General features: G+C 74.9%; 23 protein-coding genes. 13 read left to right on the forward strand and 10 right to left on the reverse strand.

The window, feature by feature from the left end:
* Positions 1-73: 73 nt before the first annotated feature.
* Genes ACFU7Z_RS04445 through ACFU7Z_RS04455 form a run of 3 tightly spaced genes read left to right on the forward strand, consistent with a single transcriptional unit; the run spans position 74 to position 3,140 of the window.
* Positions 74-850: a class I SAM-dependent methyltransferase gene (locus ACFU7Z_RS04445; protein WP_380775937.1), complete on the forward strand. Its 777-nt coding sequence runs from the start codon at positions 74-76 to the stop codon at positions 848-850.
* Between the two features lie 38 nt (positions 851-888).
* Positions 889-1,824 (forward strand): alpha/beta hydrolase, encoded by a 936-nt coding sequence (locus tag ACFU7Z_RS04450; RefSeq protein ID WP_380775940.1) that lies wholly within the window; start codon positions 889-891, stop codon positions 1,822-1,824.
* Positions 1,821-3,140: a PLP-dependent aminotransferase family protein gene (locus ACFU7Z_RS04455; RefSeq protein ID WP_380775943.1), complete on the forward strand. Its 1,320-nt coding sequence runs from the start codon at positions 1,821-1,823 to the stop codon at positions 3,138-3,140. The genes ACFU7Z_RS04450 and ACFU7Z_RS04455 overlap by 4 nt, the downstream gene beginning before the upstream one ends.
* Before the next feature lie 63 nt (positions 3,141-3,203).
* Here the strand turns inward: ACFU7Z_RS04455 and ACFU7Z_RS04460 are convergent, their stop codons facing one another.
* The 4 genes from ACFU7Z_RS04460 to ACFU7Z_RS04475 all read right to left on the reverse strand — a co-directional run bounded on the left by ACFU7Z_RS04460 (position 3,204) and on the right by ACFU7Z_RS04475 (position 6,664).
* On the reverse strand, positions 3,204-3,968 hold the full coding sequence (locus tag ACFU7Z_RS04460; RefSeq protein WP_074004870.1) for an ABC transporter permease: 765 nt from the start codon (positions 3,966-3,968) through the stop codon (positions 3,204-3,206).
* A 105-nt stretch (positions 3,969-4,073) separates the two neighbouring features.
* A complete protein-coding gene (locus tag ACFU7Z_RS04465; RefSeq protein WP_049653828.1) occupies positions 4,074-5,048 on the reverse strand; it encodes an ATP-binding cassette domain-containing protein in 975 nt (324 codons plus the stop codon).
* A 117-nt stretch (positions 5,049-5,165) separates the two neighbouring features.
* Entirely contained in the window at positions 5,166-6,368 is a 1,203-nt protein-coding gene (locus ACFU7Z_RS04470; protein WP_380775946.1) for a glycosyltransferase, read from the reverse strand.
* Positions 6,365-6,664, reverse strand: a complete 300-nt coding sequence (locus ACFU7Z_RS04475) for a hypothetical protein (RefSeq protein ID WP_074004868.1) — start codon at positions 6,662-6,664, stop codon at positions 6,365-6,367. The genes ACFU7Z_RS04470 and ACFU7Z_RS04475 overlap by 4 nt, the downstream gene beginning before the upstream one ends.
* A 143-nt stretch (positions 6,665-6,807) precedes the next feature.
* On the opposite strand from ACFU7Z_RS04475, the gene ACFU7Z_RS04480 reads away from it, so the two are divergent.
* The 5 genes from ACFU7Z_RS04480 to ACFU7Z_RS04500 all read left to right on the forward strand — a co-directional run bounded on the left by ACFU7Z_RS04480 (position 6,808) and on the right by ACFU7Z_RS04500 (position 11,514).
* Positions 6,808-7,740 carry a 3-oxoacyl-[acyl-carrier-protein] synthase III C-terminal domain-containing protein gene (locus ACFU7Z_RS04480; protein ID WP_049653834.1) on the forward strand — a complete coding sequence of 311 codons (933 nt, stop codon included), beginning with the start codon at positions 6,808-6,810 and terminating at the stop codon, positions 7,738-7,740.
* A gap of 141 nt (positions 7,741-7,881) precedes the next feature.
* Complete coding sequence (locus ACFU7Z_RS04485) at positions 7,882-8,172, forward strand: phosphopantetheine-binding protein (RefSeq protein ID WP_049653836.1); 291 nt, start codon at positions 7,882-7,884, stop codon at positions 8,170-8,172.
* 4 nt (positions 8,173-8,176) lie between these two features.
* Positions 8,177-8,962 (forward strand): hypothetical protein, encoded by a 786-nt coding sequence (locus tag ACFU7Z_RS04490; protein ID WP_380775949.1) that lies wholly within the window; start codon positions 8,177-8,179, stop codon positions 8,960-8,962.
* On the forward strand, positions 8,959-9,636 hold the full coding sequence (locus tag ACFU7Z_RS04495; RefSeq protein ID WP_380775952.1) for a 4'-phosphopantetheinyl transferase family protein: 678 nt from the start codon (positions 8,959-8,961) through the stop codon (positions 9,634-9,636). Before ACFU7Z_RS04490 ends, ACFU7Z_RS04495 begins: the two co-directional genes overlap by 4 nt.
* A 123-nt stretch (positions 9,637-9,759) precedes the next feature.
* Complete coding sequence (locus ACFU7Z_RS04500) at positions 9,760-11,514, forward strand: condensation domain-containing protein (RefSeq protein ID WP_380775955.1); 1,755 nt, start codon at positions 9,760-9,762, stop codon at positions 11,512-11,514.
* Between the two features lie 29 nt (positions 11,515-11,543).
* Here ACFU7Z_RS04500 and ACFU7Z_RS04505 read toward each other — a convergent pair whose 3' ends face one another.
* Complete coding sequence (locus tag ACFU7Z_RS04505) at positions 11,544-12,275, reverse strand: hypothetical protein (protein ID WP_380775958.1); 732 nt, start codon at positions 12,273-12,275, stop codon at positions 11,544-11,546.
* Positions 12,272-12,871: an RNA polymerase sigma factor gene (locus tag ACFU7Z_RS04510; RefSeq protein WP_375873783.1), complete on the reverse strand. Its 600-nt coding sequence runs from the start codon at positions 12,869-12,871 to the stop codon at positions 12,272-12,274. The genes ACFU7Z_RS04505 and ACFU7Z_RS04510 overlap by 4 nt, the downstream gene beginning before the upstream one ends.
* A gap of 286 nt (positions 12,872-13,157) precedes the next feature.
* Here ACFU7Z_RS04510 and ACFU7Z_RS04515 point away from each other — a divergent pair, with 286 nt between their 5' ends.
* A complete protein-coding gene (locus ACFU7Z_RS04515; protein WP_375873784.1) occupies positions 13,158-13,961 on the forward strand; it encodes an SAM-dependent methyltransferase in 804 nt (267 codons plus the stop codon).
* A 29-nt stretch (positions 13,962-13,990) separates the two neighbouring features.
* Here the strand turns inward: ACFU7Z_RS04515 and ACFU7Z_RS04520 are convergent, their stop codons facing one another.
* Positions 13,991-14,698: a DUF981 domain-containing protein gene (locus ACFU7Z_RS04520; RefSeq protein WP_375873785.1), complete on the reverse strand. Its 708-nt coding sequence runs from the start codon at positions 14,696-14,698 to the stop codon at positions 13,991-13,993.
* Positions 14,699-14,892: 194 nt separating this feature from the next.
* Between ACFU7Z_RS04520 and ACFU7Z_RS04525 the strand changes: the two genes are divergently transcribed.
* The 3 genes from ACFU7Z_RS04525 to ACFU7Z_RS04535 all read left to right on the forward strand — a co-directional run bounded on the left by ACFU7Z_RS04525 (position 14,893) and on the right by ACFU7Z_RS04535 (position 17,474).
* Positions 14,893-15,780 carry a DMT family transporter gene (locus ACFU7Z_RS04525; protein WP_380775962.1) on the forward strand — a complete coding sequence of 296 codons (888 nt, stop codon included), beginning with the start codon at positions 14,893-14,895 and terminating at the stop codon, positions 15,778-15,780.
* A gap of 78 nt (positions 15,781-15,858) precedes the next feature.
* On the forward strand, positions 15,859-16,710 hold the full coding sequence (locus tag ACFU7Z_RS04530; protein WP_380775965.1) for an SDR family NAD(P)-dependent oxidoreductase: 852 nt from the start codon (positions 15,859-15,861) through the stop codon (positions 16,708-16,710).
* A gap of 8 nt (positions 16,711-16,718) precedes the next feature.
* A complete protein-coding gene (locus tag ACFU7Z_RS04535; RefSeq protein ID WP_380775968.1) occupies positions 16,719-17,474 on the forward strand; it encodes a polysaccharide deacetylase family protein in 756 nt (251 codons plus the stop codon).
* Positions 17,475-17,522: 48 nt separating this feature from the next.
* On the opposite strand, the gene ACFU7Z_RS04540 is transcribed toward ACFU7Z_RS04535, so the two are convergent.
* The 3 genes from ACFU7Z_RS04540 to ACFU7Z_RS04550 are packed head-to-tail and all read right to left on the reverse strand — an operon-like array spanning position 17,523 to position 20,719.
* Positions 17,523-18,614: a hypothetical protein gene (locus ACFU7Z_RS04540; RefSeq protein ID WP_380775971.1), complete on the reverse strand. Its 1,092-nt coding sequence runs from the start codon at positions 18,612-18,614 to the stop codon at positions 17,523-17,525.
* A gap of 13 nt (positions 18,615-18,627) precedes the next feature.
* The gene (locus ACFU7Z_RS04545; RefSeq protein WP_380775974.1) at positions 18,628-19,572 is read right to left on the reverse strand and encodes an NAD-dependent epimerase/dehydratase family protein; all 945 of its coding nucleotides are present in this window, start codon (positions 19,570-19,572) and stop codon (positions 18,628-18,630) included.
* Between the two features lie 22 nt (positions 19,573-19,594).
* On the reverse strand, positions 19,595-20,719 hold the full coding sequence (locus ACFU7Z_RS04550) for a DegT/DnrJ/EryC1/StrS family aminotransferase (RefSeq protein ID WP_375873788.1): 1,125 nt from the start codon (positions 20,717-20,719) through the stop codon (positions 19,595-19,597).
* Positions 20,720-21,099: 380 nt separating this feature from the next.
* Here ACFU7Z_RS04550 and ACFU7Z_RS04555 point away from each other — a divergent pair, with 380 nt between their 5' ends.
* Positions 21,100-23,301, forward strand: coding sequence for an MMPL family transporter (locus tag ACFU7Z_RS04555; protein WP_375873789.1), 2,202 nt, complete (start codon positions 21,100-21,102; stop codon positions 23,299-23,301).
* Positions 23,302-23,342 lie beyond the last annotated feature (41 nt).

Genomic DNA, 23,342 nt, shown 5'->3' on the forward strand with positions numbered 1-23,342 from the left:
GCGGCAGTTGAACCGTACCGCCGTTGAACCGCGCCGTACCCGAACCGCGTTCTCCCCCATGGAGGTCCGACACATGACCGAGCAGAACGAACGATTCCCGGGCTGGGACTGGGACGACCCGGACGGGCTGGCTCCCCGGCTGGACGCCTTCAGCGAGCAGGTCGCCACCTGCGACACGCTCGAAGCGCACCCCGGCGGGCTGCCGCGCGACCACCAGGGCCTGCGCGAACTCGGCATCACCGGAATCGAGTTCGCCGCCTTCCGGACCGCCCACCCGGAGGGCCTCGCCACCGACCTCGCCACCCTGCGCGGCCCCGACGCCGCCACCGCGCCCGGCACCCTCTACCGGGTCGACGGCGACCGCTGGTTCACGCAACTCGACATCGCCGAACCGCTGCCCTTCGCCGACGCCAGCGTCGACTGGGTGTACGCCGAGCACCTGATCGAACACGTCACCATGCCGGTCGCCGTCGGCTGGCTGCGCGAGGCCCGCCGGGTGCTGCGCCCCGGCGGCGTCCTGCGCCTGACCACCCCCGACCTCGCCCGCTACCTGGTCGGCTACGCCACCGGCGACGGCTTCCTCGGCAAGCACCGGCGCCGGCTGACCACCCTCGGCTTCGGCCCGCCGATGCCCGAGCGCCCCGCCTTCCTGGTGAACCAGATCTTCCGGTACTTCGGGCACCAGTGGATCTACGACCTGGACGAGCTGCGGCACGTCCTCACCCGGGCCGGCTTCGACCCCGACGGCATCCGTCCGTGCGCCTACCGGCAGGGCGCCCGTCCGGACGTCGCCGACCTCGACACGGCCTTCCGCACCGACGAGACCGTGTACGTCGAGGCAGACTGCTGAACCCGCCGCCGAGCCCCGCGCACCGAACGGATCCGCCCATGCCCCTGCACCCCCAGGCCGAGGCGCTGCGCGCCCGGCGCGCGAGCAGCGGGACCCCGCCGCTCTACACCCTCACCCTCGCCGAGGCCCGTGCCGCCGACCTCGCGGACATCCGCGCGGCGGCCGGCACGCCCGAGCCGGTCGCCGCCGTCGAGGAGCACCGCGTCCCCGGCCCCGGCGGCGAACTCGCCCTGCGGCTCTACCGCCCCGAGCCGCTCGGCCGCCGACTGCCCGCCCTGCTCTACCTGTTCGGCGGCGGCTGGACGCTCGGCTCGCCCGACACCAGCGACGCGATCTGCCGCCGGCTCACCAACGCCGTCGGCTGCGTCACCGCCTCCGTCGGCTACCGGCTCGCCCCCGAGCACCCCTTCCCCGCGGCGCTCCACGACAGCCGCGCCGCACTGCTGCAACTCGTCGAACGGGCCGAGGAGTTCGGCGTCGACCCGGACCGGATCGCGGTCGCCGGCGACAGCGCCGGCGGCAACCTCGCCGCCGCGCTCACCCTCCTGCTGCGTGCCGAGGGCGGCCCCGCCCTGCGCCACCAGCTGCTGGTCTACCCCAACACCGACCACGGCGCCGACACCCCGTCGCTGCGCGACCACGACGACCCGGCACTGTTCAACCGCCGCTCGGTGGACTGGTACTGGGGGCACTACCTGGCCGACCGGGGCGACGGCGCCAGCCCGTACGCCTCCCCGCTGCGCGCCGCCACCCTGGCCGGCCTGCCGCCCGCGACCGTGCTGACCGCCGAGTACGACCCGCTGCGGGACGAGGGCGAGCAGTACGCCGAGGCGCTGCGCGCGGCAGGGGTCCCGGTCGAGCTGCGCCGCTACCCGGGCATGCCGCACGGCTTCTTCGCCATGACCGGCACCCTGGACGACGCCGCCGAGGCCCAGGCCTTCGCGGCCGGGTGTCTCCGGGAGGCGCTGCGATGACGGCTCCGCCCGCTCCGGGAGGCGCCGCGGCGGACCTCCGACTGGACGACCTGCACGCCTCCCTGGCCGATCCGCTGCTGGACGCGATGACCTTCCTCAACGAGGTCACCACCCGCTACCCGGACGCCGTCTCCTTCGCCCCCGGCCGCCCCTACGAGGGCTTCTTCGAGCCCGAGGACGTCCCGGCCTACCTGGAGACGTACCTCGCCCACCTGGCCGACCGCGGCCTCGGCCGGGACGCGGTGCGCACCGCGCTGTTCCAGTACGGCCCGACGAAGGGCCTCATCAACGACCTGGTCGCCCGCGCGCTGGCCAACGACGAGGGCCTGACCGTCGACCCCGGGGCCGTGGTGGTCACCGTCGGAGCCCAGGAGGGCATGCTGCTGACGCTGCGCGCCCTGTGCGCCGGCCCGGACGACGTCCTGCTGGTGAGCTCGCCCTGCTACGTCGGCGTCACCGGCGCCGCCCGGCTGCTCGACCTGACCGTCCGCCCCGTCCCCGAGGGCCCGGACGGCGGCCCCGACCCGGCGGCGGTCCGCGCCGCCGCCCGCGCGGTGCGGGCCGAGGGGCGCCGTCCGCGCGCCCTCTACGTCGTCCCGGACTTCGCCAACCCCTCCGGCACCAGCATGCCGGTCGCGGCCCGCACCGGGCTGCTGGAGGCCGCGGCCGAGGAGGGCGTGCTCGTCGTCGAGGACAACCCGTACGGCTTCTTCTCCCGCACCCCGGGGCAGCGGCCCACCCTCAAGGCGCTGGACCGCCGCCGCCAGGTCGTCTACCTGGGCTCGTTCGCCAAGACCTGCTTCCCCGGGGCCCGCCTCGGCTACGTGGTCGCCGACCAGGAGGTGGCCGGCCCCGACGGGCGGCGCAGCCTGCTCGCGGACGAGCTGGCCAAGCTGAAGAGCATGACGACGGTCAACACGCCCGCGCTCAGCCAGGCCGTCATCGGCGGCATGCTGCTGACCCACGACTGCCGCCTGCGGGCCGCCAACGCCCCTGCCACGGCCCACTACGCGGCGGGCATGGACACCCTGCTGCGGGAGCTGGACCGGCACTTCCCGGCCTCCGTGCGGCGCCGGCTGGGCATCTCCTGGACCCGGCCGGACGGCGGCTTCTTCGCCGTGCTGACGGTGCCGTTCGTCGCCGACGAGGCGGCCATGGAGCGCTGCGCGCGCGACCACGGGGTGCTCTGGACGCCGATGGCGCCGTTCTACCCGGCGGGCGGCGGCGAGCACCGGCTGCGGCTGTCCGTCAGCTCGCTGACGCAGGCGCAGATCATCGACGGCGTGGCGAAGCTGGCGGCCTTCCTGACCGCCTGAGGTCGCGACGGGGACGACGGAGGGGCCCGGCTCATCGCGAGCCGGGCCCCTCCGTGCCGTCCGTCAGCGCACCCGGGTGGAGAACAGCCGGGCCGACCAGTAAACCGCCAGGACGGTCATCACCGTGACCACCAGCAGCCCCTGCCAGACCACGTCGTCCCCGGCGTGCCCGGAGAACAGCGCGCGCATGCCCTCCACCGCCCAGTAGAAGGGGTTCCACCTGGCCGCCTGCTGCTGCCACTCCGGCGCCAGGGTGAGCGGCAGCAGCACCCCGGACAGCAGCGCGATCGGCTGCGCGATGGTGTTGACCACCGGCGACATCGCCGCGTCGGTCGGCACCATCAGCGCGATGCCGAAGGAGATCGCCGAGGTCATCAGCGCCAGCAGGCCCAGCAGCAGGTAGGCGAGCAGCAGGTTCAGCGGGCTCACCCGCAGCCCGAACGGCAGCGCGATCAGGGTGATCAGGACGGCCTGCACCAGCAGCGCCACCATCTCCCGCATCGCCCGCCCGAGCAGCAGCGCCAGCCGGCTCACCGGGGTCACCCGCGAGCGCTCGATGATGCCGGACCTGAGCTCGCCGAGCAGGCTGAAGCCGGTGTACAGCCCGCCGAAGATGCACAGCACCGCCAACAGGCCAGGTACATACACCTGGTAGACGTCGGCGTAGCTGCGCGCGCCTTCCGAGGCGAGCACCTTCTTCAGCAGCGGGGCGAACAGCAGGAGGTAGAACACGGGCTGGATGATGCCGACGGCGATCCAGATCGGGGTGCGGATCATGAGCAGCAGCTGGCGCTGGAAGACCAGCCAGGTGTCGCGGGCGAGCTTCACGGTCTCCCCAGGGAGGTGTGCGGGGCCGGGTGGTGCGGGGTCGGGACTGCCACGGCGGGCGGCCGCTGCGGGCCGGGACTGCTGCGGCGGGCGCCCGGTGCGGGGTCAGGACTGCTGCAGCGAGCGCCCGGTGCGGGCCAGGAACACGTCGTCCAGGCTGGGCCGTTGGAGCTGCACGGTGCCGGGCGTCAGGCCCGCCGCGTCCAGCGCGCGCAGCAGCTGGGGGATGGCGGCGGCGCCGTCCTCCAGGTACAGCCGCAGCCCCTCGTCGCCGTTCTGCTCCAGCCGGTGCAGGTACGGCTGCGGGCGCAGCACCGCGGCCGCGCGCTCGAAGGCGGCCTCCGCGGCGTCCAGCCCGACCAGGACGACGTCGCCGGAGATCTCGCGCTTGAGCGCCTCGGGGGTGCCCTCGGCCACCACCTGGCCGTGGTCGACGATGGCGACCCGGTCGCAGAGCGCGTCGGCCTCGTCCAGGTAGTGGGTGGTGACGACCACCGTCATGCCCTCGGTGCGCAGCCGGCGGATCTCCTCCCAGACGTACGCCCGGCTGGCCGGGTCCAGCCCGACCGTGGGCTCGTCCAGGAACAGCACCCGCGGCTGGTGGATCACCCCGAGCGCGATGTCCACCCGGCGGCGCTGGCCGCCGGAGTAGGTGGCGCACGGGCGGTCGCCGAACCCGGTCAGGTCGAAGGCCTTGAGCGCGTCCGCGGCGGCCTGGCCGGCCTGTGCCTTGGCCGCGCCGTACATCCGGGCCTGGAGCACCAGTTCCTCGCGGGCGCTGACGTTGTCGGTGGTGCCGCCGCCCTGGGCGACATAGCCGATCCGGCGGCGGACCCCGGCGGGGTCGGTGAACAGGTCGGCCCCGGCGATGACGGCCTGTCCGCCGTCGGGGCGGATCAGGGTGGCCAGCATGCGCAGGGTGGTGGTCTTCCCGGCGCCGTTGGGGCCGAGGAAGCCGTAGATCTCGCCGGCGGCGACCGACAGGTCGATGCCGCGGACGGCGTCGACGGTGGTGTCGTCGCCGCCGCGGCGGGAGGTCTTCTTGCGGTAGGACTTGCGCAGTCCCGTGGTCTCGATCAACGGGAACTCCCGTGCGGGGATGGGCTGCCACGGCACCTGGGAAGGCGGGGCCCGGCACCTGCGGAGGGCGGTGCCGCTGCGACACCCTAGGGCGAACCCCGCCCCGGAAACAATGGCCTAGACCAATGGACGTGCGGTCTCCCGGTCTGCTACAGGGCGCCGGCCCGGGCCCGTTCGGCCGAGCGCCTCCAGCCGGTCCGCCGCGACCACCGCACCGCCCCCGGCCAGCAGTTCCGCGCCGACCTGAACCGCCCGCCGCCGGTACTCTGTGGAGTCGAGTACGGCCCGCAGTGCGCCCGCCAGCCGTTCCGGCGAGACGCGCGCGAACGGCACCCGCAGCCCCGCGCCGGCCGCCGCCACCTGGCCGGCCACGACCGGCTGGTCGTGCCGGATCGGCGCGGTGACCAGCGGCAGGCCGTGCGCCAGCGCCTCGCCCACGGTGTTCATCCCGCCGTGGCAGAGCACCGCGTCCAGCTCGCCGCGCGCCATCAGCTCCAGCACCGGCGCCCGGTCCACCGCCACGGCCCGGGGCGGGAGTTCGGGCAGCAGTCCGCGCGGCGCGGCGAACACCGGCTGCACGTCGTCGCCGCACAGCTCCAGCGCCCGGACGGACCGGGCCAGGAAGTCCGCGCCCAGCTCGCCGGCCAGCGTGCCCATGGTGACCAGCACCCGCCGCCGGCCGGGCAGCAGCCGCTCCCACGGGAAGTCCGGGTCGTGCGGCCGTACCGACAGCACCGGCCCGACCAGCGCGTGCTCCGGCGGCGGGGCCGAACCGGTCAGCGCCGGACCGGTGGTCGCCAGCACCAGGGCGGGGGAGAAGCGCGGGTCCAGGTACTCCTCCGGAGGCAGCGCGGCGCGCTCCCACAGCCCGCGCAGCAGCCCGGCCATCCAGGCCTCGACCTGCGGCAACGCCCGGTAGGGGCGCCCCAGTTCCATCGCCCCCGGCGCGAAGGACGCCCACGGCAGCCCGTGCCGGTGCGCGACCAGCGCGCCCGCCGGGGTGTGCTGGTCGACCAGCAGGACGTCCGGCCGCCACTCCCGCACGATCGCGTCCAGCGGCTTCGCGGTGAACCGCGCGTACGGGACGATGAAGCCCTCCCAGAGCGTGCGCAGCGCGGCCAGCCCGTGCCCGCCCTGGGCCCGGAACGCCCGGGTGCCGGTGCCGAGCACCTCGGCGTGCGGGCCGAGCAGTGGGCGCAGCACGGACTCGGTGCCGGTCCAGGCGACCTGGTGGCCGCGTGCGGTCAGCTCGGCGGCGATGCCCGCGGCCGGGTTGACGTGGCCGGTCAACGGCGGCATCACCAGCAGGAACCGGGTCATCGCGCGTCCTCCTCGGGGAGCAGTCGCCGCAGGTCGGCGACGGTCAGGGCCTCCAGGGCGGCCAGGTCCAGCCCGGCGCGCAGCGCGGCCAGGTCGGCCCGCGGACCGAAGCGCTCGCGCAGCCGTAGCGACAGGTCGGCGAGTTCGTCCTCGTCCAGCAGCAGGTCGCCGTCCAGTCGGGCGTCCGGGGTGACGTGGCGCGCCCAGTCGGGCGGCGCGCCGGCCGCCTCGACCAGCAGGGCCACCAGCTCCGGGTCCAACGGGGCGTCGGGGTGGAGGGGTTCAGGGTTCGGCATGAGAGATCTCCCACCTGCTCGACGGCACGGGGGTGAACGCGGCCGCGCCGGAGCGCAGTTGGCGGCTTCCGGGGAGCGGCGGCGACGGTGGAGGGGCCCGGGATCACTTGTGCGACCCGGCGGGCGTCGGAATACTAGCCCGGGTGACCGCACTGGAGGCAGTGGCCGTCCACCTCCCCCCACACGCCGTTCCCATCGAGGCGGTGGGCGAGCGCATCGGCCTGACCCCACGTCAACTCCGTCTCTTCCGCCGCTTCCACGGCCTGGACCAGCTACGTCTGGATCCGACCGGGACGCTGCCCGACCTGCTCGAAGCCGCCCTGGACAACCTGCCGGAGCTGCGCGGACGCGAACGCGACGTCCGCTTCGTGATCCATGCCCGCAGCATGCCGGTGGCGGTGCCCCATCCGCTCAACCCGCTGCACGACCTGCTCGAAACCCGTGGCCTGGCGCACGCCGACGCCTTCACGGTGACCCACCACGCCTGCGCGGTGGGCCTGCTGGCCATCGACCTGGCCGGCCGGCTGCTCGCGGCCGAACCCGACCCGGCGGCGCTCGCCCTGGTGCTGACCGGCGAGAAGACCTTCACCAGGGACGCCCAGGTGGTGCCCGAGACCGGCATCTTCGCCGAGGGCGCGGCCGCCTGCCTGGTCAGCGCCGACGGCGAGCGCCACCGGATGCTCTCCTTCGCGGTGCGCCAGCGCCCGGAGTTCGACGGCCGGCTGGCCGAGGACCCGGACCTGCTCGCCCGCTACCAGCGCGAGTACCCGAACGTGATGGTGGAGGCGATCGAGGCCGCCCTGGACCAGGCCGGTCTGGACCTCTCCGACCTGGCCGCGATCCTGCCGCACAACGTCAACCAGGCGTCCTGGCGGATGATCGCGCGCCGGATCGGCTATCCGGTCGAGAAAGTCGTGCTGGACAACGTGCGGTCGGTCGGGCACAGTTTCGCCTCAGACAGCCTCATCAATCTCCACACCGCCACCACGCGGGGGCTGCTCCGCCGCGGCGACCACTACCTGATCGCCGCCGCCGGTGTCGGAGCCACGTTCTCCGCGATGGCCATGCGGTACTGACGGCCCGCCGACTCCTCCGGCGGCCGTCGTCCGCACAGCGACGCCGCATTTCCCACACCACATTTCCCACGCCACCCCAGAGCCCCGGGGCGCCTGCAAGCCCCGGAGCACACATCCCACGTACGACGGGACGGGACACCCATGTCAGAAGCCGCGGTCCAGACCACCGACCCCGAACTGCGCGAGCGCATCCTGCACGGCATCGGCGAGCTCCTGCCGCGCGTCCTCAAGCGCGAACTGCCCGAGATCCCGCAGGACGCCTGCCTCTTCGACGACCTCGGCCTCACCTCGGCCGGCACCATCGAGCTGATCCTGGAGCTGGAGGAGTCGCTCGACATCCAGGTGGACGTCGAGCAGATCACCGAGGACGACCTGCGGTCGGTCACCAGGCTGGCCGACTACGTCGCCGGGCACGTCATCCCCGAGGACTGACCGGGTGGCCCCCGGTCCCACCGGCCTGCGGATCACCCGGGTGCTCGCCCGCCGCTCCGACGGCCGCTCGGAGACCTCGCTCCACCCGGACCTGCGGGTCTTCGTCTCCGACCTCGTCCGCCCCTACGGCCTGCCGCTGCGCGAGGACCTGCTGGGCGAGGGCGTCGGCCACTCCTACGAGGAGCTGGCCGCCGGACCGCTGCGCGAGGCGCTGGCCGAGGACGAGCCGGCGGACCTGCTGATCCTGGCCTTCGACACCCCGGACGTCCGGCCCGGCGCACCGTCCTCGCTGGCGCTCAGCCGGTCCGTCCCGGGGAGCCCGCTCTCCTTCGCGGTCTGCGACCAGGGCGGCGCGGCGGCCTTCACCGCGCTGCGGCTGGCCGCCGCCCACCAGCGCACCGGCACCTGCCGCCGGGCCGTGGTGGTGCTCGCCGAACAGAGCGCGCTGCACTACGAACCGTCCGGGCCGGTGCCGTTGCCGGAGCGGCACGCGGTGGTGGTGCTGGTCTGCGAGGAGGCCCCCGGCGAGGGCCTGGCCGTCCGGCAGACCCGGGGCGAGGCCTCCCCGGCGGAGGCGGTCCGGGCCGAGGCCGAGAAGCTCGGGCCGGAGGCGGCGCTCTTGCTCGGCCCCGGCTTCGGGGCCGGGGAGCCCCCGCCGGCCCAGCCGTTCACCGGCCTCTGGGCGGAGCTGGCCGACCACCTCCCGCGGTGGCGGGCGGACGGCCGGCCCGCGCTGCTGGCCGGGTACGACCGTCGGCTCGGCGTGCTCAGCACGCTGGCCCTGCCGTGACGGCGATCGACCTCTGGCTGATCGATACGCGTCAACCAGCTGTGCCGGCCGCCGAGTTGTGGCCGCTGCTCGACCCGGACGAACGTGCCCGGGCGGCGCGGATGGACCCAGGGGCGGGCGAGCGCTTCACCGTGGTGCGCGGCGCCGTCCGGCGGCTGGTCGCCGCCCGGCTCGGTGTGCCCCCGGCCGCACTGGTCTGGCGGTACGGTCCGCACGGCAAGCCCGAGCCCGCGTCGGCCGGTGGGCTGCGGGTCAGCTGGTCTGCCTCGGGGGCGTTCGCGGCGCTGGCCCTCGCCGAGGGGCGGGCGGTCGGCGTCGACGTCGAGCGGCTCCACGACCCCCGGACGGCCGAGCGGATGGCCGCCCGCTGGTTCCCGTCCGAGGAGGCGCGGTTCGTCGCCGAGCCCGTCGAACCGGCCGAGCGGGCGGCGCGGTTCACCACCCTGTGGTGCCGCCGCGAGGCCTGCGTCAAGGCGTACGGCGGGCGGCTCGCGCAGTCCTTCGGCGTGCTCGTGGGCGGCCCCTCCCCGGTGCTGGTGGCCGACCCGGGCGGGCTCGGCACCGGCCCGTCCCGGCTCCGCGACGTTCCCGCGGCAGAGCCGTTCCGGGCTGCCGTGGCGGCCCTCGGGGAATCTCCGATACATGTCAACTGCCGTGAGTGGAAAGCAAATTGACGGTAGATCGGGTCCGTCGAGGTTTGGTCTGGACCAGCGAGCGAGGGCGCTGGTAGCGTCCCGGTCACACCCCCTGCCGAACCCTCCCCGGCCCTCCCCGGCGAGCCGAAAGGCGCGTACGACGTGACACCGCAGGACGCCCCACCGAACGATCCGACGTCACTCGGCGCGACACCGCGCGGCACGACAGCGACCCCCAGGCGGATCACCGTCCGCTATGCCGCCGAGGGCGGCGGCTCCGGCCCGCTCACCCGGGGCCAGGGCAACATGGTCCTCTGCATCCGGCGCGACCCGCCCGAGGGGATCAACAAGGACTCCGTCTGGCCGGTGCCCGACGGCGTCTCGGTCCCCGCCGGGCTGGTCGCCCTGCGCCTGCTGGTCGAACGCCACGAGTCGCTGCGGACCTCCTTCCCCGCGGGCCCCGGCCCGGACGGCTTCCCGGACCGCCAGGTGGTGCACCGGAACGGCCGGTTCGCCGTCACGGTGGTCGAGGCCGGCGGTCGGAGCGAGGCCGAACTGGACAGGCAGGCCGCCGAGTTGGGCCGGGCGGATGTCGCCGTCCCGGTGTCCCTCGATGCTCCGCCGCGGGTCCGGTTCACCATGCTCGCCGCGGGCGAGCGGCTGCTGCGGCTGGTCGCCGTGGTCTGTCACGCGGGTGCCGACGGCGCTGCCACCGCGGTGCTGATCCAGGACTGGCACGCCCTCGCCGCCGGGAAGGAGCTGCCGCCGGTCACCGCTCCGACCCCGCTGGAGGTCGCCGTCGCGGAGCAGAGCGCCCAGGGCCGCCGCAGGGTCGCGGCCGCACTGCGGCACTGGGCCCGGGTCCTGACCGCCGGCCCGCAGGTCGTCTTCGCCGACGCGCGGATCACCGGCCCGCCCGGCGACCACAGCGCCCTGCTGGTCCGCTCGCGCACCGCCGCGGACCACCTCGCCGCCGTCTGCCGGCGCACCGGCGCCAGTCCGTCGGTCGTCCTGCTCGCCGCCTTCGCCGCGCTGGTCGCCCACCGTTCCGGCCGCCGCGAGCTGGTGCTCTCGGCGCTCTCCGCCAACCGCCAGCGCGCCGCCCTGATCGACCACGTGGGCACCCTCGCGCAGGACGCGCTGGTCCTGCTCGACACCGGCGCGGCCGACCTCGACCAGCTGATCGGCCGCGCCAAGTCCGCCTCGCTGAGCGCCTACTGGCACAGCACCCTGGACGCCCAGCAGGTCTGGCAGCTGGTGGACGACGCCGCCCACCTGCGCGGGGCCCGGTTCTCCCGCCAGGTGGTCGTCAACGACCTGAGCCTCACCATCCCGGCCGCCGTCGCCGACGCCCAGCCGCCCCCGGTCGTCGACCCCGAACTCACCGTCCTGCCCGCCCCGCCGCTGCCGGTCCGGCTGATGTTCACCATCCTGCGGATCACCGGCAGCCTCGACTTCGCCCTGATCGCCTGCCCCCAGGTGCTCGACCCCGAGGAGACCGAGGGCTTCGCCCGGGCCCTGCCGGCCCTGCTCGCGGCTGCCGCCGAGGGCCCGGTGCTGCTGTCCGACCTGCCCGCCGTGCTCGGCCCGCCGGGGGGTGGCCGGAGCGGCGAATGGCGGCTGGTCGACGGCGCCTGGATCGACCTCGCGGCCGTCCGCGAACTGCTGCGGACCGCCCTCGGGGAGCACCGACTCTCCGAGGAGGAGGGGAAGTTGGTGGTGGAGCTGGCGACCGGTGACCCCTCGTTCGGCCCGGTCGAGGCCCACCGTGCGGTGGTCGCCGCCCTACCCGGACGCGACACCGCGATGGCGCCGCACCACTACGTCGTCCGGTACGCCGCTCCGGCGGGGGAGCGGACCGAGGCGGGCAGCGGGCGCGACCCGGCCGTGGCCGCCCGGCTGTCCGTGCTCACCTGAAGGGATGATCACGGCGGTCCGTACGGCGCTCACCCCCACGGGGCGTCGTGATCATCCACCGGGACCCACGGAAGGCCCTCCCAGGAACAGGCGGAGGTCGCCCCCGAGGTGAGCCCCCAGGGGCTCGGCACCTCCTCCTCGCCGCTGTCCTGCACCGGCAGCCGGTCGATCACCGCGACCAGGGCGGGCGGCAGCTGCGGGGCCAGCCCGTGGTGCACCCGGGAGAGGATGTCGCGCCGCACGTCGTCCGGCAGCAGCGGCCGGTTCATCCGCAACGCCCGTGGCCCGGGCGGCCGTTCGGCCGTGGCCAGCTGGTCCGACCAGGCCCGCCAGTAGTCGGCGTCGTCGGTCTCGCCGAGCATCAGGTGGTGCAGGTGCAGGCAGTACGCGGCCGTCCCGCTGCCCGAGCCGGCCGCGAAGCGCCACCAGAACTCGGCGCCCTCCTCCTTGCCGGTCGCGTACAGCAGCGCGCCGAACACCTCGGCCCCCTCCGGCTGGATCCGGCGCGCGTTCACCAGCAGGTCGAGTCCGCGCGAGGCGTCCGGCGCGCCCAGCACCAGGGCCACCACCAGGCCGAGTTCGAACGCCGCCTGCTCGTGCTCCGAGGGCAGGTGCGCGGGCGCGGCGGTGAGCCGCGCCCGGCGCACGGCGGCGATCCGCTCCGCATGGGCGCGTTCGGGCCGCGGGACGCGGAACACCGTGCGCCCGCCGTCGGCCCGGCCCGGTCCGTCCGGGGCCCGGTCCTCCGGTGCCGCCGTCACAGCTCGCCGCCGCCGTCCGGGAGTTCGCCCACCCCGAGCCGGCGGGCCAGCCTCTCCCGGGCGTGCCGGAGGTTGGAGTGCACCGTCGCCACCGGCCGCCCCAGGTACGCCGCGATCACCTTGACGTGCAGGCCGAGCAGGTACCGCAGGATCACCACGTCCCGCTGCCGGTCCGGCAGTTCGAGGATCGCCGCGTACAGCCGCACCTCGTCCGCCTCGCTGTGCAGCAGCCCCTTCGCCACCTGCTTGAAGGCGCCGATCACCGCCGCGAAGGTGACCGCCTCCACCTCGACCGGCTCCTCGGCGGCCACCCAGTCCGCGACGTGCCGATTGGCCAACCGCCAGGCGTACGCGGCCGGTTCCTCGAACCGGAGCACCTGCGACCAGCAGCGGGCCAGGTCGGCCTTCACCGCCGAGACCACCAGCTCCGCGTCGGACTGGCTGCCTATCCGGGTCAGGGCCAGGGCGCGCCAGGCGGGTTCGTGGGTCTCGCAGAAGGCCGCGTAGGGGAGGCCCAGGCGAAGTTCGGGGTCGGAGCGGAGTCCGGGGTCGGTGTCGGCCGTCGGCTCCGCCGCCGTCCCGCGGAGGTACGCCACGGCCGTTCCGCCCCGGTGCCTGCGCGTCGGGGCGCCCCTGTCGATCGTCATCGGGCCTGCTTTCCGTGGCCGCCGGCTGCGCACCGGGCCACCCGAGGGTCGGGCTGTCTGCGCCCATCCTCATTCCATCAGGCCTGTCACTCCAGGCTGCAATCCGAATACAGATTGTCATCTCATGGGAACCAGCGGTTGGTTGGAACGCCCGGAAGCTGTTCGGAACACGAGGGGCCGCGCCTATCGTGGGCGGGGAGGATCGATCGGGCACGGCACCGGGGGGAGAACACGGATGGGTCTCTACGACGGAGTGGACCTGCGGCTCAACGTTCCGCACTCGGCGCGGATGTACGACTACTTCCTCGGCGGGTTCACCAACTTCGCCGCCGACCGCGAGGCCGCCGGACACGCCCTCGCCGTCGCGCCCTGGCTGCGCGCCGCCGCCCGCGTCAACCGCTCCTTCATGCAGCGCTCGACCCGTGCCCTCGCCGAGCTCGGCTTCGACCAGTTCCTCGACATCGGCACCGGCATCCCCACCTCGCCCAACCTGCACGAGGTCGCCCAGGGCGTCCGGCCGGACGCCCGGGTGGTCTACGCCGACAACGACCCGATCGTGCTCTCGCACGCCCAGGCCCTGCTCACCGGCACCCCCGAGGGCCGCACCGCCTACGTCGAGGCCGACGCCACCGACCCGGCCCGGCTGCTCGCCGCCCCCGGACTGCGGGAGACCCTCGACCTGTCCCGCCCGGTCGCGCTCTCCCTCAACGCCCTGCTCCACTTCGTCCCCGACACCCACGGCGCGTACGAGCTGGTCGAGCACCTCAAGTCCGCCCTCGTCCCGGGCAGCGCCCTGGTGATCACCCACGTCAGCCCCGAGTTCGCACCCGAGGACATCGCCACACTGACCCGGATCTACGAGGCGGCCGGCACCGCGGCCCAGGCCCGCACCCGGCCGCGGATCGCCCGCTTCTTCGACGGCTGGACCCTCCTGGAGCCGGGGCTCGTCCCCATCGCGCAGTGGCGGCCGTCCCCCGACGAGGCGCCCGTCGCCGCCGAGGAGGTCTCGCTGTACGCGGGGGTGGCCGTCCGGCCGTGACGGGGCGCCCCGGCCACACCCGCGGCCGGTCACATGGTGTTGACGATGAGCCCGATGTGGGTGAAGTAGTTCAGCCCGCCGAACGCCAGGAAGGCGAGGCCGGCCAGCCCCCACACGACGCCGATCACCGGGCTCATCCACCGCCGGGGGTCCCGCAGCGCGAAGGGGAAGAGCAGCGCCCCGATGCCGACCAGCACGTACAGCCCGGACATGAAGCTCGCCTCCAGCCACGGCCAGTCCGAGAACTCCCCGGAGATCGGCTCCTCCGGCGGGGCGGCGAAGAGCGTGTACTTCCAGCCCGCGGCGGCGATGCCGAAGCAGGCCAGCCCCATGCCGAAGACGAACACCGAGATCGGCGCGGCCACCCGGACCGTCCGGTCGACGCCGTCCGCGGCGAGCAGTTCGCTGCCGCGCTTCCAGAGGTAGAAGGAGGCGGTCAGCAGGAAGACGCCGAACGCCAGGGCGGGTTCGCCGAAGATGACGTTGTCGAACGGGAACCCCTGCCCGGCCAGCGGCCAGGTCAGGGTCATGTGCAGGCCGGTGGTGACGAGCGTGAACCCGAGGGCCCCGAACGCCAGCGCCCAGCCCTCGAGCGTGGTGCTGCGCCCCTGGACGAGGAGCCGGCGCCCCAGGGCGACCACCAGCAGGAGTCCGGCGCCGGCGGCCACCGACATGATCGTGTTGTAGGTCGGCATCCTGGCCCAGTCGATCTTCAGACCGGATGCGGCGAGCGGCATGGCGTGCTGAATCATGGATCAGGGATGACGCGACACCGTCCGTCGGCAAACCGCGCGCCGCCCGGGTCCACCCGGCGGGCCCAGCCGATCCCGTCCGGCGCCGCTCCCGTCGCACCCGCTCCACCCGTGCGACCCCGTCCCCCCGGCCCCAGACTGGTGGTGGATCGACGCTGCCCCGGGAGGCTGGGAGAGGCATGCTGCTGGGACTCACCACCGCCTTGGTCGCGACCGTCTGCTTCGGCTTCGGGGCGGTCTTCCAGGCGCGCGGGGCGCGGTCGGCCCCGCGCGCCGACCGGGTCCGGGCGGGCCTGCTCGCCGCGCTCGCGCGGTCCTGGCAGTTCCTCCTCGGTACCCTGCTGGACATCGTCGGCTTCGCGCTGAGCATCGTCGCCCTGCGCACCCTCCCGCTCTTCCTCGTCCAGGCCGTCACCAACGCCAGCCTGGCCGTCACCGCCCTGGCCGCCGTCTGGCTGCTGGGCGCACGGCTGCGCCGCGGCGACCTCGCGGGCATCCTCGCCGTGGTCGTCGGCCTGACCCTGCTGGCGCTCGGCTCCGGCCGGGAGGGCCGTGACCACGCCGCGCCCGCCTTCCACTGGGCGCTGCTCGCCACCACCGCCGTCCTGCTGCTCGCCACCCTGGTCCTGGTGCGGCGGGAGGGCAACGCGGCCGCGGCCGGCCTGGGACTGCTGGCCGGGGCCGGCTTCGGTGTGACCAGCCTGGCCGTACGGGTACTGGACGTTTCCGGCCCGGTCGCCGTGCTCACCGACCCGGCCGCCTACGCCCTCGCCGTCGGCGGCCTCGGCGGCTACCTCGCCTACGCCCTGGCCCTGCAGCGCGGCACGGTGACGGCCGCGACCGCCGCCGGGACGGTGACCGAGACCTTCGGCCCGGCGCTGGTCGGCGTGACGGTGCTCGGGGACGCCGCGCGCCCCGGGTTCGAGTGGTGCGCGCTGACGGGCTTCGCGGTGGCGGTGGGCGGCACCTTCGTGCTCTCCCGCTTCGGCGAGCCCGAGGGCGGGCCCGCGGAGCCGACCGCCCCGCACCGGGACGCCGAGGCGGAGCCCGCCGTACCGCCCCGGTAGCCCGGACGGCTCCGCCGTGCGAAGGTGACTTGCCGGACAAAACGGACGGCTAGGCGGTCACAGAGCGGCAGGTGCCCGATGGCGGAGGAGCCCCACTCCCGACCCCGGCGGTCGGACCCGAAGGAGGTCACCGACCTCGCGGCTCCCGTGGACCGGAAGGCCCTGAAGCCCCCGCCGGACCCGGCCGGCCGCCCCGTCGCGCTGATCACCGGCGCCTCCTCCGGGATCGGCCGCGCCACCGCCACCCGCCTGGCCGACGCCGGCTGGCTCACCCTGCTCTCCGGCACCGACCGCGCCCGCCTCGACGAACTCGCCGACCGCACCGGCGGCCGCGCCCTGCCCGAGGACCTGAGCAAGCCGGACGGCCCGGCCCGCCTCGCCGAGGCCGCCCTGGCCGACACCGGCCGGGTGGACGCCCTGGTCGCGAGCGCCGGCCTGGGCTGGCGCGGCCCGTACGCGCAGACGCCCTCCGACACCCTGGACCGCATGATCGAGGTCAACCTCGCCGCCCCGCTGCGCCTGGTCCGGCTGCTGCTGCCCGGCATGCTGGAGCGCCGCCGCGGCCGGATCGTGCTGCTCGGCTCGATCGTCGGCCAGGTCGGCTCGCGGGAGGAGTCCGGCTACGCGGCCACCAAGGGCGCGCTGACGATGTTCGCCGAGAGCCTCTGGTACGAGCTGCGCGGCACGGGCGTCGGGGTGCGCCTGGTGCTCCCCGGCGCGGTGGACACCCCGTTCTTCGAGCGGCGCGGCACCCCGTACGAGCGCGACTGGCCGAGGCTGGTCCCGGCGGACCGGGTCGCGGACGCGGTGGTGGCGACCATCACCACCGAACGCGACCGCCTCTACGTCCCGCACTGGCTCGGCTTCCCGTCCCGCCTCCACGGGGTGGCACCGGGCGTGTTCCGCCGGATGGCCGCCCGCTTCGAGTGAGCGCCGCCGTGCACCGGACGGGCACCGCCGCCGTCGCCGCCACTGCCCTCGCCGTCGGCGCGGAGTTCCTGCACCTCGCCCCGGCCGCCGTCCGCCTGCCGCCACTGCGCCGCACCCTGGCCCGCCGCACCGCCGGCCACGGCACCGCGCCCGGCCACGTCGCCCTGACCTTCGACGACGGCCCCGATCCGGCCAGCACCCCGTACGTCCTCGACGCGCTGGACGAACTCGGCGCCCGCGCCACCTTCTTCCTGCTCGGCGCGATGCTGGAGCGCGCCCCCGGGCTCGGCCGCGAGCTGGTGCTGCGCGGCCACGAGGTGGCCGTCCACGGCTGGCACCACCGGCAGCAGTGGTACCCGGCCCCCGCCCGCGACCTGCGCGAACTGCGCCGCGCCAGCGAGGCCGTGACCGAACTCTGCGGCGCCCGCCCGCGCTGGTACCGCCCGCCGTACGGCGTCCTGACCGCCGGCCCGGCCCTGGCCGCCCGCCGGCTCGGCCTGCGCAGCGTGCTGTGGACGGCCTGGGGCCGCGACTGGACGGCGGAGGCTACCGGCGAGTCCGTCTACGCGACCGCCCGCCCCGGCCTCACCGGCGGCGCCACCCTCCTGCTGCACGACTCCGACTGCACCTCTGCCCCCGGCTCCTGGCGCGCCACCCTCGCCGCCCTCCCACTGATCGCCGCCCACTGCCGCACCCACCGCCTCACCCTCGGCCCCCTCCGCGACCACCGGGTGCCGTCGGGCGCGGGGAACCGTCCGGGGTGACGGACGCACCGGCCGCCACCCGCGTGCCGCACCACGTCCCCCGCGCGGCTAGCCCAGCCCCATCCGTCGCAGCGCCGCCCCGAACCCGGCCTGCCAGGCCTCCGGTGTGGCGCCGGCGGACGGTGCGGGCTCGGGGCGGCCGAGGGCGGCCAGGGCGTTGCGGACCACCTCGGCCGGGCGGGCGGTGGCGACGTCGGCGTGGCCGAGCTCCAGCTCGTGCTGGAGGTTGTCGCGCCCGTGCCCCTGCACCACGTCGAGGAGCAGCAGCCGCCGGCCCAGCGCCCGGGCCTCGCTGCAGGTGTCGCCCGAGCTGGTGACCACCAGGTCGGCGGCGGCCATCAGCGCGGGGACGCGGTCGGTGTAGCCGAAGGGGTGCAGCCGGGGCTCCCGGCGCGCGGCGGTCCGCAGCCGGCGCTCCAGCTCCCGGTTGCGCCCGGCCACCGCGAGCACGTGCGGCCCGGCGGCGGCCAGCGAGGCGGCGGTGCGGGCGAGCGGGCCGAGCCCCCAGGAGCCCGACATCAGCAGCACGCAGGCGGCGCCCGCCGGTACGCCCAACTCGGCGCGCGCCACGGCCCGTTCCGGCGGCCGGTAGAACGGCTGCCGCAGCGGCGCCGGCACGACGGCGACGTCGGCGTCCGGCCGGTACCGCCGCACCGCGCACGCCGCGACCTCCGAGGTGACCAGGAACAGGTCCGTCCCCTCCTGCACCCAGAGCCGGTGCGGCGTCACGTCGGTGCAGAACACGAAGTGCCGGAACTCCCGCTCCGGTGCCTGCCGCAGCAGCCGGTTGACCGCCGAGGTCGCGGTGGCGAACACCGAGACCACCAGCTGCGGCCGCTGCGCCGCGATCAGCTCCCGCAGCGCCGGGACCAGCCGGGCGCGGGCCGCCGCGTCGGCGAGCAGGGCGAGCCGGGCGCCCGGCCGCAGCGCCGAGAAGTGGAAGGCGTCGTACACCCCGGGCAGGTCGAGCAGCCGGCGGAACACCGCCTCCCCGGCCGCGCCGGAGCGCTGCCCGAGCAGGGCCATGGCATCGACCGTGCCGGTGGTCCAGCCGCGTTCCCGCAGGGTGTCCGCGCAGGCCTGCGCCATCACGTCGTGGCCCTGCCCGAGCGAGCCGGAGACCAGCAGGGCGTGCGGCATCGGGCGGCCCCCGTCAGGCGCCGGCGGCCGAGCCGACGGCGGCCCGGTACCAGTCCGCGTACTGCTGCACGCCGGCGGTGAAGTTGGTGCTCGGCGACCAGCCCAGCAGCCGCTTCGCCTGTGCCGAGGAGATCCGCCGCCCCGCGTAGTCGGCCTTCCGCCCGTCGATGTGCTCGATGGTGACGGGCCCCAGCAGGGCGTCCACGGTGTCGGCGATGTCCCGCACCGAGACGGCCGCCGAGCCCTCCAGCGCGAAGGTCTGGTCCTCGGCGGCGGGGGAGAGGGCCCGGACGTGGGCGTCGGCGAGGTCCTCGACGTAGACGAAGTTGCGGCTCTGCCGGCCGTCCCCGGCGATGGTGATCGGCCGACCGGTCAGCGCGGCCTGGACGAACCGGGCGACGACCAGCTCGTCCCGCATCCGGGGGCCGTACGGGATGCCGTAGCGCAGGATGGTGAAGTGCTGCCCGTAGAGCTCGCGGTAGCTGTGCACCAGCATCTCGGCGGCGAGCTTGGTGGCCACGTACAGATGGCCGCTGTGCTCCAGCTCGATCGGCACGTGCTCGTCCAGCTCCTGTTCGCCGCCGTCGATCTGCCCGTCGGTGAGGGCGGCCCCGTAGACCCAGACGGTGCTCGCCAGCACGGTCCGGCTCAGGCCGCTGCGCCGGGCGGCCTCCAGGACGGCCTCGGTGCCGTCGATGTTGGTCCGCACCGCGCGGACGGGGTCGGCGGAGACCTGCTCGACGTCGGCCATGGCGGCCAGGTGGTAGACCACCTCGCTGCCGGCCAGCGCCGCGGTGAGGGCCCCGAGGTCGAGGATGTCGAGCCGCGCGTGCTCGGCGTCCGGGTTGAGGTACTTGTCGGTGGTGTCCACCGCGAGGACGTCGTGGCCGGCCGCGATCAGGTGGTCCACGACGTGTGAACCGATGAACCCGCAGCCTCCGGTGACGGCTATCCGCACGATCCTGCTCCCTTCGCTCCGGCTACCCGGCCAGGCGCCGGTACACCGCGGAGACGGCGTCGACCACCTGCTCCGTCTCGTCCTCGGTCATGTCGGAGTGCACCGGCAGGCAGACCTGCCGGGCGCAGACGTCCTCGGCCACCGGCAGCGGCCCGCGCCGGTAGGGGGCGAGCACCGGCTGGAGGTGCAGCGGCAGGTCGTAGACCTCGCCGGACAGCCGCACCCCGTGCTCCTCGGCCACCGCCCGTTTGAACTCCGCGCGGTCCACCCCGGGCGGCAGCAGCGCCACGTACTTGTAGTAGTTGCCCCGGCAGCCGGGCGGTTCGAGCACCGGGTCGAGGCCGTCCAGCCCGGCCAGCGCCGCGTCGTAGCGGCGGGCGACGGCCCGGCGGGTCTCGATGAACTCCTTCAGCCGGCGCAGGTGCACCGCCCCGATCGCGGCGTGCGGCTCGCTCATCCGCCAGGAGTAGCCGAGCTTCACGTGGTGGTTGGTGGTGAAGGAGCCCTTGCCCTGGTCGCGGTAGATCCGGGCCTCGTCGCGCAGCTCCGGCGACTCGGTGAGGATCATCCCGCCCTCGCCGCTGGTGGTGACCTTGGTCGGGTAGAAGGAGAAGGCCCCGGCCAGGCCGAAGGTCCCGGCGGCGCGCCCGTCGAAGCTGCTGCCGTGGGCGTGCGCGGCGTCCTCGACCAGCGGGATACCGCGCCGGTCGCACAGCGCCCGCACCGCGGTGACCTGCGGGCCGACCAGCCCGCCGATGTGCACCAGGACGACGGCGGCGGTGTCCGGGGTGAGCGCCGCCTCCAGGGTCTCGGGGGAGAGCGCGAGGGTGGCCGGGTCGACGTCGGCGAAGACCGGACGCCCGCCCGCGTGCACCACCGCGCCGGCGGTCGCGTAGAAGGTGACGGCGGGGACGACCACGTCGCGGCCCCGGACGTCGATGCCGCGCAGGATCACCTCCAGCGCCGCCGTGCCGCTGCTCACCGCGACGGCGTGCGAGGCGCCGTGCTCGGTGGCGAAGGCCTGCTCGAAGCGCTCGGTCCACGGACCGAGGGTCAGCGCGCCGGTGGTGAGCATCTCGGTCACCGCTTCGGCGACGGCCGCACGGTCGCTCTCGTCGAACACGATGCGGGCGGCTGGAACGCCCATGGGGCACCTCCGGCGGCGGGCTGCGAAAGCAGCACCGATCGGGTCGGATCCTCCCGAACCGCACGTCAGCGGACGGGTCAGGCACATCACGCTACTTCGCCCACCGGTCCGCGGCCCGCCGCCGCGGACCGCTTGGGTGACCGGATCTGCTTCCGCCGCAGGTCCGGGGGCTGCTTCCGGGGTAGGACGCGCGCTCCTCCGTACGGGGGAGGGCACTACTGCGTCCGCAGTACGCAAACGGCCTGCGCAGGGACGACGACGGAGTAGGGGTCGGCGATCAAGGATTGGTCATGCTGCGGCGGACCGCGTCCACCAGGACGTCCGGCCGGCCGCGGCACCTCCCGATCCCGAGAACCGCATCCGAAGGAGTCCGCTCTCCCGTGGCCACGTTCCTCTACCGTCTGGGCCGATGGACCTTCGTCCGGCGCCGGCTGGTGACCTTCCTCTGGGTCGCCGTGCTGGCGGCCGTCGGAGTCCTCGCGGCCAAGGCGCCCGCCGCACCCGACGACGGCTTCGCGATGCCCGGCACGGAGGCGCAGAAGGCCTTCGACCTGATGAACGAGCGCTTCCCCGGCGGCCACGCCGACGGGGCCTCGGCGCGCCTGGTGTTCGTCGCCCCCTCCGGCCAGAAGATCACCGCCGCGCCGAACCAGCAGGCCGTCGAGCGCACGGTCGGCGAGCTCGCCGGCTCCGAGCAGGTCACCAGCGCGGTGGACCCGTTCAAGATGAAGGGCGCCGTCTCCGCGGACGGCACCACCGCCTACGCCACGGTGAGCTACTCCGCCAAGGCCGGCGAGGTCTCCAAGACCGCCACCGACACCCTGGAGCAGGCCGCTCAGCACGGGCGGGACGCCGGTCTCAAGGTCGAGATCGGCGGCACCGCGCTGATGGCCAAGCCCGACGCGGGCGGCAGCAGCGAGGCGATCGGCATGGCGCTGTCCGCCGTCGTCCTGGTGATCACCTTCGGCTCGCTGCTCGCGGCCGGCCTGCCGCTGCTCACCGCCGTCATCGGCGTCGGCCTCGGCATGGCGCTGATCACCGCGCTCGGCAGCACGCTCGGGCTCTCCACCACCACCGGCACGCTCGCGATGATGCTCGGCCTCGCGGTCGGCATCGACTACGCGGTGTTCATCGTCTCCCGCTACCGCGCCGAGCTCGCCGAGGGCCGGACGCCCCAGGAGGCGGCGGGCCGGGCGGTCGGCACGGCCGGGTCCGCGGTGGTCTTCGCGGGCCTCACCGTGGTGATCGCGCTCGCCGGCCTCTCCGTGGTCGGCATCCCGATCCTGGCCAAGATGGGCATGGCCGCCGCCGGGACGGTCGTCATAGCCGTGCTGGTCGCGCTCACCCTGGTGCCCGCGCTGCTCGGCTTCCTCGGCCGCAAGGTGCTGCCGCGCAAGGCCCGCAAGGCCCGCGGTGCGGCGGCCCCGGGCGCGAAGGAGAACGGCGGTGCCCGCTGGGCCCGCTTCATCCTGCGCCGCCCGCTCGCGGTGCTGCTCGGCGGCGTGATCGGCCTCGGGGTGCTCGCCGCCCCGGCGCTCGACCTGCGGCTCGGCCTGCCGGGGGACGAGTCCAAGCCCACCTCCACCACCCAGCGCCGCGCGTACGACCTGCTCTCCGAGGGCTTCGGCCCCGGCTTCAACGGCCCGCTGACGGTCATGGTGGACGCCAAGGGCGTCGCCGACCCGAAGGCCGCCGCCGACGAGGTCGCCAAGAAGGTCTCGGGTCTGCCCGGGGTCATCGCGGTGACGCCGCCGATGTTCAACCAGGCGGGCGACACGGCCCTGCTCAACGCCGTCCCGGCGACCGGCCCGAGCGAGGCCGAGACCAAGGACATCGTGCACGCCATCCGCCACGACGCGGCCGGCCTGAAGACGGCCACCGGGGCGACGGTCCTGGTCAGCGGCACCACGGCGATGAACATCGACGTGTCGCAGAAGATGTCCGACGCGCTGGTGCCCTACCTCGCCGTGGTCGTCGGCCTCGCCGTCATCCTGCTGATGATCGTCTTCCGCTCGCTCCTCGTCCCGCTGAAGGCGGCGCTCGGCTTCCTGCTGTCGGTGGTCGCCGCGCTCGGCGCCGTGGTCGCGGTCTTCCAGTGGGGCTGGCTGGCCAACCTGATCGGCGTGGAGCAGACCGGCCCGGTGATGAGCATGATGCCGATCTTCATGATCGGTGTGGTCTTCGGCCTCGCCATGGACTACGAGGTGTTCCTGGTCACCCGCATCCGCGAGGGCTTCGTCCACGGCGAGGAGCCCGGTGAGGCGATCGTCACCGGATTCCGGCACAACGCCCGGGTGGTCACCGCCGCCGCGTTCATCATGATCGCCGTCTTCGCGGGCTTCATCGGGATGAGCGAGCCGATGATCAAGATGATGGGCCTAGGCCTCGCCGCGGCCGTCGCCTTCGACGCCTTCATCGTCCGGATGACCATCGTCCCGGCCGTCCTCGCCCTGCTCGGCCGCCGCGCCTGGTGGCTGCCGCGCTGGCTCGACCGCCTGATACCGGACGTGGACGTCGAGGGCAGCAAGCTCGCGACCGCAGCCCCGGAGCCGGCCCCGGCCCGGGAGTCCGTCACCGTCTAGGGCACTGCCGCCCGGCCCGGCCCCGCCATCGCGCGGGCCCC

Origin of the sequence: Kitasatospora sp. NPDC057518 (assembly GCF_042802075.1) — a bacterium.
Taxonomy (GTDB): domain Bacteria; phylum Actinomycetota; class Actinomycetes; order Streptomycetales; family Streptomycetaceae; genus Kitasatospora.

Excerpts from the sequence above, each read along its gene's own strand:
- ACFU7Z_RS04515 (WP_375873784.1), top strand. The coding sequence starts at position 13,158 with ATGGGTCTCTACGACGGAGTGGACCTGCGGCTCAACGTTCCGCACTCG.
- ACFU7Z_RS04525 (WP_380775962.1), top strand. The coding sequence starts at position 14,893 with ATGCTGCTGGGACTCACCACCGCCTTGGTCGCGACCGTCTGCTTCGGC.
- ACFU7Z_RS04550 (WP_375873788.1), bottom strand. The coding sequence starts at position 20,719 with ATGGGCGTTCCAGCCGCCCGCATCGTGTTCGACGAGAGCGACCGTGCG.
- ACFU7Z_RS04485 (WP_049653836.1), top strand. The coding sequence starts at position 7,882 with ATGTCAGAAGCCGCGGTCCAGACCACCGACCCCGAACTGCGCGAGCGC.
- ACFU7Z_RS04445 (WP_380775937.1), top strand. The coding sequence starts at position 74 with ATGACCGAGCAGAACGAACGATTCCCGGGCTGGGACTGGGACGACCCG.
- ACFU7Z_RS04520 (WP_375873785.1), bottom strand. The coding sequence starts at position 14,698 with ATGCCGCTCGCCGCATCCGGTCTGAAGATCGACTGGGCCAGGATGCCG.
- ACFU7Z_RS04455 (WP_380775943.1), top strand. The coding sequence starts at position 1,821 with ATGACGGCTCCGCCCGCTCCGGGAGGCGCCGCGGCGGACCTCCGACTG.
- ACFU7Z_RS04530 (WP_380775965.1), top strand. The coding sequence starts at position 15,859 with ATGGCGGAGGAGCCCCACTCCCGACCCCGGCGGTCGGACCCGAAGGAG.
- ACFU7Z_RS04540 (WP_380775971.1), bottom strand. The coding sequence starts at position 18,614 with ATGCCGCACGCCCTGCTGGTCTCCGGCTCGCTCGGGCAGGGCCACGAC.
- ACFU7Z_RS04450 (WP_380775940.1), top strand. The coding sequence starts at position 889 with ATGCCCCTGCACCCCCAGGCCGAGGCGCTGCGCGCCCGGCGCGCGAGC.
- ACFU7Z_RS04475 (WP_074004868.1), bottom strand. The coding sequence starts at position 6,664 with ATGCCGAACCCTGAACCCCTCCACCCCGACGCCCCGTTGGACCCGGAG.
- ACFU7Z_RS04470 (WP_380775946.1), bottom strand. The coding sequence starts at position 6,368 with ATGACCCGGTTCCTGCTGGTGATGCCGCCGTTGACCGGCCACGTCAAC.